15 protein-coding genes are annotated in these 17,547 nt (G+C 61.1%); 4 read left to right on the top strand and 11 right to left on the bottom strand.

Features of this window, described 5'->3' with window-relative positions:
* Window positions 1–21 precede the first annotated feature (21 nt).
* Both OXT71_15645 and OXT71_15640 read right to left on the bottom strand, forming a co-directional pair.
* Window positions 22–480: a HEPN domain-containing protein gene (locus tag OXT71_15645; protein MDE2927828.1), complete on the bottom strand. Its 459-nt coding sequence runs from the start codon at window positions 478–480 to the stop codon at window positions 22–24.
* 345 nt (window positions 481–825) lie between these two features.
* On the bottom strand, window positions 826–1,632 hold the full coding sequence (locus OXT71_15640; GenBank protein MDE2927827.1) for a DUF262 domain-containing protein: 807 nt from the start codon (window positions 1,630–1,632) through the stop codon (window positions 826–828).
* A gap of 76 nt (window positions 1,633–1,708) precedes the next feature.
* Here OXT71_15640 and OXT71_15635 point away from each other — a divergent pair, with 76 nt between their 5' ends.
* From OXT71_15635 to OXT71_15625, 3 genes are read left to right on the top strand one after another with little or no spacing between them, the layout of a single operon-like run.
* Window positions 1,709–3,319, top strand: a complete 1,611-nt coding sequence (locus tag OXT71_15635; protein MDE2927826.1) for a sodium/solute symporter — start codon at window positions 1,709–1,711, stop codon at window positions 3,317–3,319.
* Window positions 3,316–4,623 (top strand): hypothetical protein, encoded by a 1,308-nt coding sequence (locus tag OXT71_15630; GenBank protein MDE2927825.1) that lies wholly within the window; start codon window positions 3,316–3,318, stop codon window positions 4,621–4,623. The genes OXT71_15635 and OXT71_15630 overlap by 4 nt, the downstream gene beginning before the upstream one ends.
* Window positions 4,578–4,856 (top strand): hypothetical protein, encoded by a 279-nt coding sequence (locus OXT71_15625; protein ID MDE2927824.1) that lies wholly within the window; start codon window positions 4,578–4,580, stop codon window positions 4,854–4,856. The genes OXT71_15630 and OXT71_15625 overlap by 46 nt, the downstream gene beginning before the upstream one ends.
* A 10-nt stretch (window positions 4,857–4,866) precedes the next feature.
* Here the strand turns inward: OXT71_15625 and OXT71_15620 are convergent, their stop codons facing one another.
* The 3 genes from OXT71_15620 to OXT71_15610 are packed head-to-tail and all read right to left on the bottom strand — an operon-like array spanning window position 4,867 to window position 8,072.
* Window positions 4,867–5,979, bottom strand: a complete 1,113-nt coding sequence (locus OXT71_15620) for an AAC(3) family N-acetyltransferase (protein ID MDE2927823.1) — start codon at window positions 5,977–5,979, stop codon at window positions 4,867–4,869.
* Between the two features lies 1 nt (window position 5,980).
* On the bottom strand, window positions 5,981–6,733 hold the full coding sequence (locus tag OXT71_15615) for a phytanoyl-CoA dioxygenase family protein (protein MDE2927822.1): 753 nt from the start codon (window positions 6,731–6,733) through the stop codon (window positions 5,981–5,983).
* A 40-nt stretch (window positions 6,734–6,773) separates the two neighbouring features.
* A complete protein-coding gene (locus OXT71_15610; protein ID MDE2927821.1) occupies window positions 6,774–8,072 on the bottom strand; it encodes a Gfo/Idh/MocA family oxidoreductase in 1,299 nt (432 codons plus the stop codon).
* Window positions 8,073–8,203: 131 nt separating this feature from the next.
* Here OXT71_15610 and OXT71_15605 point away from each other — a divergent pair, with 131 nt between their 5' ends.
* Window positions 8,204–8,752, top strand: a complete 549-nt coding sequence (locus tag OXT71_15605; protein ID MDE2927820.1) for a carboxymuconolactone decarboxylase family protein — start codon at window positions 8,204–8,206, stop codon at window positions 8,750–8,752.
* A gap of 32 nt (window positions 8,753–8,784) precedes the next feature.
* Here the strand turns inward: OXT71_15605 and OXT71_15600 are convergent, their stop codons facing one another.
* The 6 genes from OXT71_15600 to OXT71_15575 form a co-directional block, all read right to left on the bottom strand.
* On the bottom strand, window positions 8,785–9,591 hold the full coding sequence (locus tag OXT71_15600; GenBank protein ID MDE2927819.1) for a hypothetical protein: 807 nt from the start codon (window positions 9,589–9,591) through the stop codon (window positions 8,785–8,787).
* Window positions 9,592–9,648: 57 nt separating this feature from the next.
* Window positions 9,649–11,175 (bottom strand): M56 family metallopeptidase, encoded by a 1,527-nt coding sequence (locus tag OXT71_15595; GenBank protein MDE2927818.1) that lies wholly within the window; start codon window positions 11,173–11,175, stop codon window positions 9,649–9,651.
* Window positions 11,172–13,457: a TonB family protein gene (locus OXT71_15590; GenBank protein ID MDE2927817.1), complete on the bottom strand. Its 2,286-nt coding sequence runs from the start codon at window positions 13,455–13,457 to the stop codon at window positions 11,172–11,174. Before OXT71_15590 ends, OXT71_15595 begins: the two co-directional genes overlap by 4 nt.
* Window positions 13,457–13,825 carry a BlaI/MecI/CopY family transcriptional regulator gene (locus OXT71_15585; protein MDE2927816.1) on the bottom strand — a complete coding sequence of 123 codons (369 nt, stop codon included), beginning with the start codon at window positions 13,823–13,825 and terminating at the stop codon, window positions 13,457–13,459. Before OXT71_15585 ends, OXT71_15590 begins: the two co-directional genes overlap by 1 nt.
* Window positions 13,826–13,981: 156 nt before the next feature.
* Complete coding sequence (locus tag OXT71_15580; GenBank protein ID MDE2927815.1) at window positions 13,982–15,097, bottom strand: TlpA disulfide reductase family protein; 1,116 nt, start codon at window positions 15,095–15,097, stop codon at window positions 13,982–13,984.
* Between the two features lie 790 nt (window positions 15,098–15,887).
* On the bottom strand, window positions 15,888–17,531 hold the full coding sequence (locus tag OXT71_15575) for an arylsulfatase (GenBank protein MDE2927814.1): 1,644 nt from the start codon (window positions 17,529–17,531) through the stop codon (window positions 15,888–15,890).
* Between the last annotated feature and the right edge of the window lie 16 nt (window positions 17,532–17,547).

Here is a 17,547-nt window from a genome sequence, read left to right as displayed (position 1 = left end):
TTGCTGTCGGAGGTCGTTGCCTCAGGCACCATCGGCACCGGGAACGCAAAGGTCCCCCACGCGATCAACTACACGCTGGGCATGCTCGTAATACTCACGGATGCGGCTATAGGTCAGTCCGACGGAACCTCCGTGAGCGATGACATTGCGCAGGCTCACGATACTGTCGACCGCCACCTTACGTTCTTCGACCAGGAATTCCTCCAGTTCCTGCTGCCAATTCGGGTCGAAACTGCCCAAGAGCTGTTGGACGCGCGAGGCCTTCGCGTTCGTGAATCTCTTCGTTCGCAGCTCGACAAATCGTTGCAGTGTCGGCCCGCCCTTTTGCCGCGCATGTTCCAGTACAAACGCAACCACAGCCTTCTCGATATAGCCCGAAACCAAAACACAAAGGTATCTGGCGAAGTCCGCCTGCAACTTGAGGTCTGGCCCGACGACGTTCGCTCGGTTGAAGGTCGCGTCAAGCCGCTGCTTCATCATGGAAACCTCAGCACGGCCTGTCATCTGACATCCACAAAGATATCCTTCGCGAGCTTCATTCGAGTCCGGACATTGGCCTCTTGCGAAGTCCCCTTGTCAGTCGCTGCGAGGTACTCGTGACTACTGAGCAACGACCGGTACCGGCGCAGGAATTGCTCGGCATCCCCTATCTCTCCAGACCTGAGACGTTTGGCAACTCCCGTCATCAAGGAGTCCACGACAGCGGCGTTCACAGCTCTCTTGGGTCGGAATGCTCGCCGCCCCAGAATGCGGTTCAATACCGAAGTGGTCTTACAGAAAACCTGTCGCAGTTCTGCCTCTGACTGCCTGGCAAGGTTCCGGTTCTCAGCCATGTACCGATTCAGGAAATCCTTCATCGGGCTGCGATACTGATCGAAGCGATAGTAGAAGGCAAAGAATCGGAGGATCATCTCCATGTCCTTCAGACGCCGGGATTTTTTGCCGTACAGTTCTCGCCATGCCCGCTCTTCGTTGAGGCTCTTCAGAACCCGCACCAGTTGGCCATGATAGAGCGCCACACGGATCTCCTGGGGCTGGAGATTGACGCCTCCGGCATTCAGGCGCTCGAAAATAATGTAAATGGTCCTGACTCGGCTCGTCCTGCCTGACGACGGTGGCGTGAATGATACTGTCGTCGAGTCTTCGACGGTCCTCCATATCCAGATCCGTGAAACGCATTCCCACGAAACGCCTTTGTACGTTTTCGAGGCGGTATTCCCGACCGTTGATCAGTCCTTTGTAATACCGGTGGAGGGTGTGGAGCCGTTGGTGTCCATCGAGCACCAGTAAGCGACCCGACGCTTCCCTGACCAGAAAAATACCGGGAACAGGCAGACCAAGGAGGAGGGACTCAATGAACTTGTCCGCCTTCGGCTTCGGCCATACGTATTCGCGTTGAAATCCGACGATCCTGCTGTCTTCTTCGGAAACCCAGTCAAATGTCGGTACAATGATGTCGCCGCGATCAAGTTGTTTTACGAGGGAATCCACAGGGCAGTCCGCACCATAGAACGTGATGCTATGGGTATACGGAATGACCTCATCTGCTTCGTCGAGGACATCTACGTCCTCTTCGACCCGGTTGTCGACAAACGCTGATTCAGGCATTTCCTGATGTCGAATTTCTCCCATGGTCCTCTTCCATGCAGTTGGCGGTCACCACTTACCCTAACGTGCCGAAGGCAAAATCCGTCACGGAAGTTGCCGCGTGCGGTCAGGCTACTGCGCCGGCCAGCGGCGATTCAACTGGCACTCCGCTGCGTTGCGGCTTCTTGAGGGGAACCTGGCGATGACGCCGTTTCTGGCCATGGGCGGTCCGCCGGGCCGATTCGAGGGGCTCCACGGCGTCGACTACGCGGCCATCCTCCTCTACCTGGCCGCAGTCGTCCTACTCGGCTACACCTTCAGCCGGCGCCAGAGCGACACCGAGGAGTACTTCCTGGCGGGGCGGAACATGCCCTGGTTCGCCGTGGGGCTGAGCCTGCTGGCCTCCATCCTCTCCACCATCACCTATCTCTCCCACCCCGGCGAGATCATCAAGCACGGGCTGGGCGCCAACTCCCAGTTGCTCTCCTATCCCATCGTCTTCCTTCTGGTGGGGTACCTGGTGGTTCCCTTCCTGATGCGGCTGAAAATCACCTCGGCCTACGAGTGCCTGGAGCGGCAATTCGACCTCTCCACACGCCTCTTCGGGGCCACCATCTTCGTCCTGATCCGGCTGGCGTGGATGGGGACCATCGTCTTCACGGCAGCCGGCGCCCTGGCCACCATCAGCGGCCTCCCCTTCGCCACGGTGGTCCTGGGGGTAGCGGCCGTGGGCACCGTCTATACGACCCTGGGCGGGATCCGGGCCGTGATCTGGACCGACGTGGTCCAGTTCTTCATCCTCCTGGCCGGCGCCCTCTTCACCATCGCGTATGTCGCCCTTGACGCCGGGACCGGACCGCTCACCTGGTACGGCCAGATGGCGGCGGCGGACATGGAGCCCCAGCCTCTCTTCAGCCTCGACCCGACGGTCCGGTTGACCTGGTTCGGCATGATCCTATGGACCCTCTTCTGGTGGATCTGCACCGCGGCCGGAGACCAGGTGGCCGTCCAGCGCTATCTCAGCACCGGCTCGGAAGCGTCGGCACGGCGCTCGTTCGCCTGCAACCTGACGGCGAGCGTCGTCATCACTCTCCTTCTGAGCCTGTGCGGAATGGCGCTCTATTCCTACTACCAGACCCATCTCCCCGCAGACACGGACAGCGTCTTCCCGCACTTCATCGGTCACGTCCTCCCCCGGGGCCTGGCCGGGCTGGTGGTGGCGGCTCTCTTCTCCGCCGCCATGTCGAGCCTGGATTCGGGGATCAACTCCATCTCCTCAGTGATCATCACCGACTACTACCGGCGTCTCCGGACCGTGGCCGTCACCCCCCGCGGCGAGTTGAAGCTGGCCCGGGCCGTGACCGTCGCCGCGGGAGTCGCAGCCATCATGATCTGTTTCCTGTTGGATTCCATCCCCGACGATCAGCGTGGAAACCTCTTCGACCTGACGGGCCGAATCAGCAGCTTCCTGGTGGGCACCCTGGGGGCGATGATGTTTCTGGCCATCCTGAAGGTCCCGGCCAGCGGCCGAGCGGTCATCGTGTCCGCGCTTGCGGGGATGTCGGCGGGCCTGGTCTGGGCCCAGGGCCACTGGCTCTTCGGGCTCCCGCGGTTGGCCTGGATGTGGGTGATCCCGGTCTCCTCGCTGATCACGTTCGGATCGGCGCTGGTCCTGTCCCGAATTTGTCCCGCCCGGACTCGGGAGCGATCAAACCAGGAGTTCGTGGAATGAAACGCAGGTGGACGCCGATCCTCATGAGGCCCCCGGTTCTGGCGCTTCTCTTCCCCACGTTCTGCTGGAGCCTCCACTCGGAGGTCCTGGATGTCGGTTTGCGGCTGGAGTTGTTCGTGGAACCTTCCCTGGTGGAAGAGCTTCGGGGCGAGGCCCGGCTCCAACTGCAGCGTCCGATTCGCAGGGAGGCGGTCCTGGTGACCGACCGGCCCTGGGAGGGGAACGCCTGCTTCACCTTCACCATCTTCCAGGACGGAAACCGCTACCGGATGTACTACCGGGGCTGGCACTTCGAGACCGGGAAGAGGCTCGAATTTCCACGCCGGCAGGTGACCTGCTATGCCGAGAGCCTGGACGGGATCCACTGGTACCGGCCCCAACTGGGCCTGGTGGAGTTCGAGGGATCCAAGCGGAACAACATCCTCATGGATCGGCTTGCAGACGGCGACATCATCCGCAACTTCGTCCCCTTCAAGGACCCCAATCCGGCCGCCTCGCCCGACGCACGCTACAAGGCCCTCTCCTGGAGCCGGCTCCGGGGGCTCTACGCGTGGAAGTCGGCCGACGCCATCCATTGGGAGCTGATGGCGGACCGCCTGGTCATCACCCAGGGCTACTTCGACTCCCAGAACCTGGCGTTCTGGGATTCGTTCCGGAACGAGTACCGCGAATACCACCGCGACTTCCGGCCGACCGCGGAGAATCAGCCGAGGACCAAGGGCATCCGGGACGTCATGACCGGAACCTCCCAGGACTTTCTGAATTGGACCGACCCGGTCTGGCTCTGCTATCGGGGCTCCGCCGACGTGCAGCTCTACACCAACCAGATCATCCCGTACTACCGGGCCCCCCACATCCTGTTGGGGTTTCCCAACCGCTACATCGAACGGGGATGGTCCGACTCCATGAGAGCCCTCCCGGGTTTCGAGCACCGCCGGCTGCGGGCTGGTGTCAGTCTCCGATACGGCACCGCATTGACCGAGGGCCTCCTGATGGCAAGCCGCGACCGGGTCCGATTCCACCGCTGGCCGGAGGCCTTCATCCGGCCCGGCCTGAGACCGGTGGACAACTGGACCTACGGGGACAACGTCCAGAACTGGGGCCTGGTGGAAACCCCAGCCACATCCGGGGGGCTCCCAACGAGATCTCCATGTACGCCACCGAGGGCTATTGGAGAGGCAAGAGTCTCAACCTGCGGCGTTTCACCCTTCGGCTCGACGGTTTCGTGGCCGTTTCCGCGCCCATGTCAGGCGGAGAGATGGTCACTCGCCCCATTCGCTTCCAGGGAGACCGCCTGTTGCTGAACTTCTCCACATCGGCGGCAGGAAGCCTGAGGGTCGAGATCCAGGACGCCGCGGGAAGACCCCTGGAGGGCTACGGCCTGGAGGATTGCCCTCCCACGTTCGGCGACAAGCTGGAGCGGGAGGTCCGCTGGAAGCAGGGTCCGGACGTCGGCGGCCTGGCGGGTCAAACCGTGCGTCTTCGCTTCGTTCTGAAGGACGCGGACCTCTTCGCCTTTCGTTTCACCGCCCGGTGAGGAATTCGCGTCAATCCCCCGTCTGAGCCGGCTCTTCGGGAAAGCGAAGATGCCAGGAACACCGGCCACAGCAGGTCTTGCCCAGACGATCGAAGATTCCGCCGTGGTGGTGCAGTTCCGGATGCCGGTCGTTGGCCCGGCAGAGAGGCCATCTCCGGCCGTCCGCCTCGTGGTAGCCGGCAAACGATGGACAGTCCTCCCGGACCACGCCGTCACCGTCCTGTGGAAGATCGATGCGCTCGGGCAGTTCCGCCGGTCCCCGGCGCCAGGCCCGCAGCATGCCGGCTCCCTTGGCCAGGGCATCGACGGCCAGATCGCCATTCGCGGCATCCGCCGGCCGCAACACGAAGCAATCGGGATCGTCGGCCATGATGGTGGCCATGAACCGGCGGAAGACGCGGGCCCGGATCAACCCTGACTCGCTGCGTCCGACCTTGCCGGTGGTCATGATCCCCGAGGCCCGGACCACGTCCTGCATGATCCCGGGAAAATCGTACTGGATCCGCTTTCCCGTGGCGCAGTAGGAAAGATGGCGGGCCTCCGGATGGTAGTAGCCCAGGTAGCCCACCTCCAGGAGGTCCTCGTAATAGTGCCAGAGCGTGATGGTGTCGACTCCGACTCCCAGGATGACGATGCAACCGTCCCACTCCACCACCTTCTCAAAGGGGTTCCCCGGGCCGCACGGCGTCGGGCACTCCCGCTGTCCCCGCAGGGCATCCCTCCGCCGAGCCCCGTTGGCGATCCAGGAGTGGGTGGGATGGCAGCCTCGCAGACGGCCGGGGCGTTGGAGCGCGGCGTTGGGGATCGCCCCCTCCCGGCTGGCCCACCGGCTGGGGCAGAAGTCCTGCGGGCAGACCCCGCGGCAGTCCGGGAGGGCCATATGCTCGGTCCAGGCGCCTCCCGTGAAGGCCGGTGTCAGCAACGTCCCCTCCGGTCCCATGGCGTCCAGGAAGGCCTCCACCACCGTGGCCGCGCCACCCTCGACCCATCCCAGGCGGCTCAGGGAACTGTGCAGCATGACGCAGTCCCCGTTTCGCACCCCGAGCCGAGTGAGATCCCGCGTCAGGCGGCTCCTGGTGATGGTTTGAGGCGTGGACGCGGCGTCGGGAGAGGTCTCTGGCATCCTAGTTCGCTTGTCCGATCGACGAGTTGACCCGGCCCAGATGTTCCTGGTAGCGGGCGTGGGCCTCCGGGTCCCGCCGCGCCCGGGAAGAATGGTAGGCGAAGCCGAGGTTGCGCCGGTGATGGGCAGTGCGATTCGGTCCGGTTCGATGGATCACGTTGACGTGGTGCAGCGAAAGATCCCCGGGCTTCAGGTCGAGCGCCACCTCCGGGTAACGGCTGAGGTCCGGCTTCTCCAGAAGGCCCAGGCTCGCCCCGGTGACGCCTGAAGGCTGGTGCGGCAGGATCGGAGCGCGGTGCGAGCCCTTCAGGCAGACGATGGTCCCGTTGTCGTCATTGGCTGCATCCAGGGCCAGGGTGACGGCTACGGCCTCCGCCGGATTCCAGAACTGGTAGGCGTTGTCCTGATGATAGGGGAACTCGTAGGCGGCGAAGGGGGCCTTGTCGATGAGCATCACGCCATCCGCCTCGGCCGCCGCGCCGGGATAGAGCGCTTCGACCAGCGCCATCAGACGAGGATCCCGCATCAACCCCGCAAAATAACCGGAGCGCTGGTTGATCCTGAAAACGCACCGCACCGCGCCACCGCCGCCATCCTCGTAGTAGGCTTCGCCCGGTTCCAGATCGGAAAGGGACTGCTGCAGGTACCGGCCGAGTTGCCGATCCACCTCTGCCAGCTCCTCCGGCGAGAAGAATCCGGGAACGACCCCGAATCCGTTCTCGTGGTATTCACGCGCGATCGCGTCGTAGTCCATAGCGTACCCATTTTCTACATAGATTCGGTGATCCTGGGCCTCAACTGGGCACGGCCCAGTGGCCCGGCCGGTAACGGCGGCCCAGCAGGGTATTGGCCTCCTCGTCTCCCACGATCTGCTCCCGGTCCGCGTCGAACCGGACGCTTCGATTCGTCCGGGCCACGATGTTCCCCAGATGGGGGAGAGTGGAGGAGAGGTGGCCCACCTCGATGTCCGCTACCGGGCGTCCCCCGGATCGAATGGCGTCTACGAAGTCCTTCTGGTGGACTCCCCTGGTGAGCTCGTACCGCCCCTCCTGGCGGATCAACTCGTTCTTCTTGCCGTAGATCCGGATTCCCTGCCCTCCCAGCGTCATCATCCCCTCGGTTCCGTAGAAGTAGAGATTGTTTCCCTGAGCGTCGTTTCGATAGGGCGACCAGATGCGCTGCTCGTAGACCAGCAATCGTTGCCCCGAGTCGCCGGTGCCTCCGGGATAGACGAACGTCACCGTGTAGGTGTCGGGAAACTCCTGATCGTCGTCGAAGAAGAGCTTGGACCCGTAGCCGGTCACCAGGCTGGGATGGGTCTTTACCCCCAGTCCCCAGCGGGCGAGGTCGATGCCGTGGACCCCGTCGTTGCCGATGTCCCCGGTGCCGAAGTTGTAGAACCAATGCCAATGGTAGTGGACGTAGTTGGACTGGTAGTCCGCCCATTCGGCGGGGCCGACCCAAAGGTCGTATTCCAGGTTGGCCGGTGGCGCGGACGGCTCGACGTGCCCGATATTGCGCCGTTTCTGGCTGTTTACGTGCTTGGCCACCAGAACGTCGCCGATCACCCCTTCCCGGAGCATGCCGATGGCCCGGATCACGCCGTCGCTCGACCGGCTCTGGGTGCCATGCTGCATGACCCGCCCGTGCCGGCGCGCGGCATCGATCATCTGCCGTCCTTCCCGGACGTTGTGGGAGCAGGGCTTTTCGACGTAGACGTGCTTGCCCGCCTGGCAGGCCAGAATGGCGGCCGGAGCATGCCAGTGATCGCAAGTAGCGATCACCACCGCGTCCACCTCCGGGTCGTCGAGGATGTACCGGAGATCCGCGACGCCGCGCTCCGCGCCGGTCTGCTCGATGGCTTGGGCGACGCGCTCGGAGTCCGGATCGCAGACGTAGGTCACCCGGCATCCTTCCAGAGCGGCGAAATTCTCGCCCAGGCGGCGTCCCCGGCCTCCGCAGCCGATGACTCCGACGTTGAGACGGTCGTTGGCCCCGAGAACGCTGCCCACCGCGGGAGTCAATCCCACGGCCGCCGCCGTCAGGCCCAGGCTCGATTCCTTCAAGAACGCTCGACGATTCGTAGGGGACATCTGCTCACCTCCTCGGCTGTGCGGACCGGAAAAAAGGACTGTACCGTCGCCTCGTATGAATGCTAGATCCGAAACTGAGAGAATTCCAGTGCTCCGGTCCCGATGAGGGGACCGTTCAATGGGAGGCGTCCATGCGAGTCCGTGTCGATCCCGATCGAGTCAGACAGGTCTTCCACGAATTGAGCGGCTCGTCCGCGTTCCAGGAGAGCCGGGCCCTCGCCGAGGCCGGCGGGCTTCCGGTCGAGATGCTTCAGGCCATGTCGTTGCGGCCCGAGATCCTGAAGGCGTTCGGAGCCACCGGCGAAGGGGTCTACCCCGGCGGGATTCTGGAGCGGGAGCTCAAGGAGAAGGTGATTCTGAATGCCTCGCTCCACAACGAATGCCAGTTCTGCATCAACTCCCACCGGGCCATCATGCGGATGATCGGCATCCCGGACGCGCAGATCGAGAACCTGGACGCGCCGGAGCATCTGAGCCGCAGGGAGGCGTTGGCGCTGGACTATACGACGCGAGCGATCCGGGATGCCAACGGTATCGGGGAAGACTTCTTCGATCGGCTCCGGCAGGAATTCTCGGACGAGGAGATCGTGGAGCTCACGTTCCTGATTGGTCTGATCAATCTGTTGAACCTGTTCAACAACGCCCTGAAGGTCACGTACCGCGACGACTACGGGGGATAAGGTGCCAAGCCGGCCTCGGAGGCACTTCTCGTTCAAGGCGCCAGGCCTTCGACCACAAAGGGCAAAATCCCTTTCTTCGATTTGTACGCGTTTGAAAGCACTTCCCGGAGCGTCTCATTGGAAGCAAGCAGTGCCCACACTGCCCCTTGAGCACGGGTGAGTTTCATCTCCTTGTCCGTGGACAGTTGAAGACCTCTGACTCGGCCCAGGATCGATGTGAACTCGTCCATCATGCCGTACTGACGGGATCCAAACTCGTTGAAGATGGCTTCGTAGCAGAACGCTTCCAGCATCAAATCGCGTTCGCCCTCGAAGTCCTTCAGACCGTGAAGTCCGGCACAAACCGATGCTTTGATCCTCCCGTCTTCCATGATCGTGGTCGGAAAAAAGAAACGCACTGCGATCCCGGTCAAACGCTCGGCAGTGACCGTTTCTCTGGCTGCATCCGCATGGCCAACCAGTTCCAACCCATGGTTTCCAAGGTACCTGCCGACGAGAGCGAGAAGAGAAGTATTAAAGGTCTCATCCTCTACCAACGAGCGGTGGTGAAACTCCGCGAGCGTAGCCGGCTCGTCCCTCAATTCGTCGAGCTTTTCGTGGTCAACCTTTGGTCTGTTCTGTTGTAGGTAGTGAATTAACCAATAATTTTCTTCGACAAAATCATGAAGGAAGTGACCCCGGGGCAATTTGCTGGTTTCACTATTCATATACGGGCCGAATTCCGGGTGATCCCCGACCTTGATCCGGAAAATTTCTCTATATTCCTGTTGCACTTCTTCGACGGTGTACTCCGCCCCGAGCAGGCCCAAGAACGCCGAAAACAAAATCAAACTGTTCATGCTCTTGCCTCCGCCTTACGATCCGATTGTCAATTCAAGGCATGCCAGGAAGTCGGATCAATGCTCCATCGTGGCGCTGGGTACAAAGACATGGTCGATTCCCGACTGCTTCAGACGCTCGACCGTGTCCACGAGAAGGGTCCTGGGAACGTCAGGACCTGGCCAGAGCAACACCACATTTCCAAAATCCTTGGCCCGCTGGACAATGAGTTCCACGTCCAATTCCCGCTGTCCGTCCCAGAGGGTTCCGGAAGCGTCGATCCAGAGCCAGAGCTGCGGCTCTCGAGCGCCTGGCCTGAGGACAAAATTGATAGCGACGGTTGTGCTTACCGGGACGGCTTCCCCATCGACCTTGATCGGCTCCCAGTGCCAACTCTTCAATGCTTCCAAAGCCGCATTCCGCAACGCGGGGTGACCTCGAACCACTTCTGCCTCCTGCATTGCACCGCTCCTGCCGATGAGGACCCGCAATACGACAACTCCTTCGACACCGGCCTCTTTGGCGGCCAGCGGATATTCGGGTTCGTCCCGATGAAGCAATCTGTTGGCCATGACATGGCCTAACAAAAGAATCTGGTCGACCACTTTTTCCTCAGATTCCGCTTGCGCGAGACGGCCCACGGATGGACGTGCCAGCGGCAATGCCAAGACGCTCCACCATCCAGCCACGGCAAGCAACCCGAAACACATGGCCAGAGAAACGATGGTTTTCGTCTTGGACAATTTCACCTCCCGGAGCTGGAGCAGCAACCGTACGCGATGGCTGAACTGAGATTCCTTGAGAAAAAGTGGAGCCGGCAACGAGGACGCGCTATTTCCCCGCTTAACAATCTCCACCAACGATTGAAGATAGGTCTTTCTGGCCCCCAGGAGCCTCACAGCCTGTTCGTCCACCACCTGCTCCCGGGTCAACTGAATCCGGGCCATCAACCAGTGAAAGGCTGGATGAAACCAGAAAAGGGACCGCACCAATTCGTCCACCGTATTCCAAAGCCAGTCCCTTCTCTTCACATGCAACAGCTCATGGCAGACCACGGCTCTCTGCATCCCCTGCTCCAATTGGCCGAACGATTCGGGGAGGATGATCACCGGCCGCAACCAGCCGAACGTGACGGGCCCGGCAACTTCGCCCGACATGCGGTATTCCGCGGAGACTCCCAGCTCTTCCGCAAGAGCGTGTAGATGCGGCGGTAGAGATTGGCGCGTGGTTCTACGCTGTAGGCGGTGGAGCCGGTAGAACCCGACTCCGAGCCAGATGAGACGCAGCAGCATGCCGGTGACCAGTAGGCCAGCCAGCCACGCGTACGGATTGGCAGAGGTGCTGCCCTGGACCGCCGGCGACGGATTGGCGGTAGCAACCAGTTCCTCGACCAATGGAACGGAAATTGGTTCCGGCACGGGTATTGGCGCCAGCGGCTGGAGCGCCAATAGCAGGCAGGCGACCATGAGTAGCCGCCAGTAGAGATGCAGGATGCCAGGTGCCCGCAAACGAAAGACCCAGGGAAGAATTCCCCCGACCAGAATCAGAATTCCAGTCTGAAGGCTGAAGAACCAGAGGTTGGACACCCACAGTTCAAGGCTCATTCTTCTCTCTCGATCATTTTCTCCAGTTCCTGAAGCTTTCTCCGGAACTCTCTCACGTCGATTTCTGCCATCTCGCTTCTGGCGCGCTCTAGTTTCTTCTGCGCCATTTCAAATCGGTGCCGGAGCTCCTTCATGTCGATCCCCGCCAACTTGCTTCTGGCACGCTCCAATTCTTTCCGAGCGCTCCCAAGCTGGCTCCGGAACTCCGTCATGTCGATTGCTCTCATTTCATTTGTGGCACGGTCCACTTCCTTCAACGCACTGTCAAGCCTGTGCCGGATCTGGCTCCGGGTCTCATTATTGAGATTGACCGATTGCGGAACGGACGCATCGCGCAGGAAGCGGACGACTACGGTGGCTTTTACGGGAACGGGTATGCCGTTCAAGAGAAAGGGTTTATAGCGCCATTGGCTGACGGCGTTCGCAGCCGCGGAGTTCAAGCCGGGATCTCCCTCGTCTCCTTTCAGGACCTCCACCTGCTGAACCTCTCCATTCTTGCCGATCACGATGGACAGTATGACCTGACCCGATGGACGGGCTTCTTTGAGCTCTGTCGAAAACTCAGGATCAACCCGGTGGATCAGGTGGCTCTCCATGACCCGTCCTCCCACTCGAACCGGCTCCTCGACGGCTGATTCTGGTTTGGGCATCCGAAGCAGGATGGTCGTTCTCACGGTTATAGGTTTCCCCTGGTAGACATACGGTTCATAACGCCACTGCTTTACGGCCTTCACAGCGGCAGAATCCAGGCGGGGATCGCCCTTGTCACCCCGAACGACAGTCACCTGCTGAACTTTGCCATTCTTGCCAACCACGACGGACAAGATGATCAGGCCCAGTGGGCCGTCGCCTTCCAGGCCCGATGGGATCTCGGGATCGACCCGGTGGATCAGCTTGTCCGCCATGATATTGGTGCCCACATGAATAGGCTCATCGAAAGCTGGTTCCGGGTGCGGCGATGCGTGGGAACCGGTGGTTCCCACTGGTTCAGCGCGCGGCAAGAGAAGAAACACGGTGGTTCTCACCGGAACGGGCTTCCCGTCCAGGAGAAACGGCTCATAGCGCCACTGTTTCACCGCATCCGCTACGGCGGAATTCGAGGGGGGATGGGCTTCATCGCCTTGCAAGACTTCAACCCGCTGAACTTCTCCGTTTTTGTCGATGACGATGGACAATATGAACTGAATCAACGGGCGGGAACTCCCCGGTTGCCCAGGGATCTCCGGATCAACCTGGTGGACCAGCTTGTTCGCCATGACCCGGCTACCGACTCGAACCGGCTGCCCGGCAGCTGGTTCCTCTTGCGGCATCCGAGCCGGCGGAGTGGCCGTCAAAGGCAGTGCAGCCAGGCTCCACCATCCGGTTGCCAAGAGCAGCGCGACGCAGAAGCTCCAAAAAACGGTCGATTTATTCTTGGACATACGTACCTCCCGCAATTGGATCAAGTGCCGCACCCGGCGGCTGAACTGGCATTCCCGGAGAAAAAGGGGAGCGGGGACGGATGCGGCGGAATTCTTCCACCTTGCGATCTCCACCAATGAATGGAGGTAGGTCTTCCTCGAGCCCAGCAGCCCGACCGCCTGTTCATCCACGACTTGCTCCCGGGTCAACTGAATTCGGCCGATCAGCCAGTAGAAACCCGGATGGAACCAGAACACGGTCCGCACCAACTCCTCGAATGTATTCCAGACCCAGTCCCTCCTCTTCACGTGCAGCAACTCATGGCAAGCGACGGCCTTCTGCATTGCCGGGTCCAGTTCGGCAAACGAATCAGGGAAGATGATGACCGGGCGGAACCAACCAAAGGTAACGGGCCCGGTGACCTCGGATGACACACGAAACCGGCTAGAAACTCTCATCTCCCCGGTCAGCGGTTGAAGATGCGGGGGCAGGACCAGCCGTCGAGTTCTCCGCCTCAAGCGGTGGAGCCTGTAGAAGCCGTTCCCCAGCCAGATCAGGCGGAGTAGAATGCCGGCGACGAAAAGGACCCCCAACACCGGAAATACGTCAGCAGCTTGGTCCGTCTCACTCACCGTCACCGGAGAAACAGGAAGCGTCAGTTCTTCGGCCGGAGGTACCGGTACGGGATCGGACAAGGGGTCCGGTACTCCAGGTTGGAAACCCAGAAGCAGACAGACTGCCAGCAGAACCCTCCAGAAAAGGTACAAACTGCGGGGCTCTCGAAGTCGAAGGAATCGGACCAGGAGGCCAGCCGCCAGAATCAGGATTCCGGTCTGCAGGCTGTAGAACCAGAGATTGGATAACGACAGTTCCAGGCTCATTACCCCTCCTCGATCATTTCTTCCAGTTCTCGAAGCTTCTCCTTGGAGATGTCGTGCCGCTCGACCAGGTGCAGCATGAGCGCCTCGCTGGACCCTCCGAATACCCGCTCCACCAGATCCGCCACCACCTCACGAATCACTTCTTCCCGGGGACGGGTGGGTTGATAGATGTGTGCCCGGCCCTCTCTCCACTTCCGGAGAAACCCTTTCCGATCCAGGCTCTGCATGGTGCCCATGACGGACGTGTAGGCGATCCGGCGCCGCAGGCGCAGCTCCTCGTAGACGTCTCGGACGGTGACCTCTTCCTTGTCCAGACGCCAGATCAGCTTCATGATCTCCAGTTCCTGCCGACTTAAGGATTTGGACATACGTATATACTAGTACGGTAGATACCTTATTTCAACCGGAAATCGGGATTTTTGAAATCACGTCGAGAATTCACCGTGACATCTGTGCTTGAAAGGCCGTTCGGAGATGCGCTCGCCGGGTCCTCCTGCTTCGGGGCGGCGGCAACGAAATGGCGGCTACCCTTGCCGTTTCCTCAACCCTTTCACCGGAAACGGCTTATCGCTCAAGAGCCTTTGCAGGATGTTTCCCAGAATCTCCACGGTTTTCGGAGCGGCACCGAGGGCACTCCAGACGATGTTGCCTTCGCCGTCGATGATGTAGTGGCTCGGGTAGGCCTCAACCCCGAATGCCCGTGCCAGCCGGCTGGAGGATGGAATGATCTCGTAGCGGAACTCCCGGCGCTTCAGGAACTCCTTGATCGGTTCCGCGTCATCCGTGGCGAAGGCCAGAAATCTGGCCTTGCCCGAAAACTCGGTCGCCAAAGCGTTCAACTCGGGGATTTCCTTGATGCACGGCCCGCAACTGGTGAACCAGAAGTTCACCACCACCGGCTTTCCCCTCAACAACTCGGGCGTCAGCCGGACGCCCTCCAGTGTCGTCCCTCGGATCTGCGGGGCAGGTTCCAGTTCCGGAGATTCACCGGTCAACCGGGTCATGAGGTAATCGTCAAAACCGCGGCTGTCTCCGGTGCGGGCAACGAAGGCGTTCTTTAACATCTCCGCGGCCGTCGCGGATCCCATTCGATAGGCTTCTACGAGAATCTCCTCGGCGCGGCGGAGGTGGCCGACGTTCGTCCAGATTGCCGCCTCGATTTCCAGGTCCTCCGTCGATCGCCCTCGTGCGTCCGCTTGAGCCATCTTGACGTCGGCCAGGGCCCCTTCAGCATTCCCGTTCCGGAGCCGAAGCCGGGCGCGAATCCTGAAGGCCTGATCCCTCAGGCGCTTGTCGGAAACAAAGGCTTGCGGCGTGTAGTAGAGCTCAAGCGACCGGTCGATGAGCCGCTCAGCCTCTTCGTCCGAGTTCCCTTCCCGGTACAGCGCATTTGCCAGCAGAAGATAGGGATGGGGGTCTGCCGGGTCCTCGTCGACCCATACGGCAAAAAGGTGGCGAGTGGCCTCCAGGCTCATCTTTGTGTTGCTCGTGAGCCAGAGGACGGATTTCCTGTCCTTCCACAGTCGTGAATTGGCCGGTGCGTCGCTTACGACCTTCGCTTGCAGCATTTCCAGCGGAGAGTTCAAGTGGTCCAGTCCCTGAGTCGATATCCAGAACATGGCTTCGTTGAGGGCCTGCACTGAGTATCTCGATTCAGGAAACCGAGTGCAGAGTTCGGTCAAATTCTCAAACGCGCGACCGGACCGATCTGCAAGCCAATAGCCCATGGACAGGGTCCGAAGCAACGACGGTCCCGTTTCGTGGAGTTCCATCTTGCGAAGCTGTGAAATGACTTCATCGCTGTCGAGATTCTTCAACAGCCTTTGTCTCAGCCCCCAGATCTTGGGATAGAGCCACCAAAGATTCGGATGTTCAGCGAGTGCGCTAACGATGGACTCATTGCACGTCGAGAGGTCCGTACGCGGCCTGCATGACGCCAAGACCTGGGTTCCGAGCGGCATTTCTCCACTATCCGCCCGAGGCGCAAAACCCTTGCCACGAAAAATCTTTTCCGGCGTCCGGACCCTGACCGACGCCCATTCGCAGTTGCCGGGCAACGTCAGCCGAGCGATGAACTCCTCTCCGTTCCAAACGGCCTTCTCATTGAATGTGGAAAGGACATCCTGATGCCAAGTCGACATGTTGATGAATACACGATCATTCGGGAAAAGCCGTCCCCGCGGGAAATCCGGAGTGACCCGAACGACAAAGTCTTGACCCCAGCGCGGCGCTTCGGGCTCGATCCGAATCTCCGCAAACAGGCCGGTCCCCAGCGCGAGGACGGACACGAGAGGGCACACGGTTCCGATCAGACTTCTCGAAACATTCTTAGTATGTATTCCGTAAGGACTCATGAATATGGGAAACATACGCCCTCCATCCGGGGAAAATCACAAATTCCAAATCTCAAGAAAGGAGGCGGGGAACTCCTCACTCCTCCCCCCTCATTTCTCCTTCCAGGGCCGATTCTCCATCTTTCGAAACCCTCTGTTTCCAAGCCTGATAGAGGCGGCCCATCGCCTTCACCCGCTTTGGATGCCGGGACGCAAGGTTTCGCTTCTCGGTTCGGTCCGCGTCCATGTCGAAGAGCTGCCACAGGCTTTCCGCATCTTCCGGGGCGGGAGGAACGGTCCAGTCTGTCCCCGAAGGCCGCCAAGGCTGGTAGCGAATCCAGTGGTCGGGCGAAACCAGCTTCCACCTCCCCTGCCGCACCGCCCGCCAGAGACCCCGTTGATTCCAGAAGAGCGCCTCGTGGCCCTCCCGAGTGCTTCCCTGGAAGATGGGAAGCAGGCTCCGGCCCTCCAACGGCGGGATCTTCATCCCGTTCACCTCTGACGGATAGTCGGCTCCGGCGACCTCCAGGCAGGTGGCCATGATGTCGATGAGGTGGCCGAGTTCCGGGCTGATCCTTCCCGGCCGCGCAATTCCCCGGGGCCAGTACGCCACCAGGGGCGTGGCGATGCCGCCTTCGTGGTTCCATCGCTTGAACTGGCGGAATGGCGTGTTGCTGAGATTGGCCCATGGGAGGTCCACAGATCGGTAGGATTCCACCGGACCCGGCCGCAGGCCGGGCGTCCGGGTCCGGTCCTCGTCGCTGGCGCCGTTGTCGGACAGAAACAGAACCAGAGTGTTCCTCTCCTTGCCCAGCGACCGCACGGTCTCCATGAGGCGGCCGATGTTCTGGTCCATTCGGTCCACCATGGCGGCGTAGACCGCCATCTTCAGGTCCCAGGCTTCCTTGTCCGGCACCTCGTCCCAGGCCGGCGCGTGGGGGCTGCGAGGAGGCAGTTCCGATTGGTCGGAGATCAAACCTTCGCGGACCAGACGCCGGTGGCGTTCCCGGCGGAGAGTGTCCCAACCCGCCATGAAACGGCCCCGGTAGCGGGCAATGTCTTCCGGCCAGGCATGCAGCGGATAATGGGGAACGGTGTAGGCGAGGTAGAGAAAGAAGGGGCGTTTCTCCCGGCCGTACTGCTTCAGATAGCCGATGGCGTGGTCGGTGAAGGCGTCGGTGCTGTAGAACCGGCGGTCGTCCGGCGTGTAGGGGCGAAAGACCTTCCCTTCGATGGAGAAGGGTTGCTCGTCGCCGGCAAACTTCTTGCCCGGCTCCGGCTCACCGGATCGTCTCCGGCCCGGATTGAAGTGATTGCAGGTTCCCGTCAGGAGTCCGTAGTAACGCTCGAACCCCCGTTTCAACGGATGGCCGTCCAGGTGCCACTTGCCCGACATGAGGGTCCGGTAGCCGGCGGCCTTGAGTGCTTCCGCCAAGGTGACGCATCCCAGGAAACGCCGATCTCCCACCTGTTGGGAATAGAGTCCGCTGAGCAACGACGCCCGGCTGGCCGGACAGATGGCGTTGTTGTAGAACTGCGAGAAACGGAGCCCGTCGCGGGCCAGGCGGTCCAGATTCGGCGTCCGGATCTCCCCCCCGTAGCAGCCCAGGTCCGAGTAGCCCAGATCGTCCGCCATGATCAGGATGATGTTCGGCCGTGGCGGCGATGCAGACTCCGCCGCCGAGCCGGTGAGAAGGGCCAACAGCAACGTTCGGATGATGGTGCGGGCGGCGGCCCTCACCCTTCGTGATGCGAAC

This window comes from Acidobacteriota bacterium, assembly GCA_028874215.1.
In the GTDB taxonomy this organism is placed as follows: domain Bacteria; phylum Acidobacteriota; class UBA6911; order RPQK01; family JAJDTT01; genus JAJDTT01.
The sequence above is the reverse complement of the archived record's forward strand: the minus strand, read 5'-3'. Positions and strand labels throughout refer to the sequence as shown.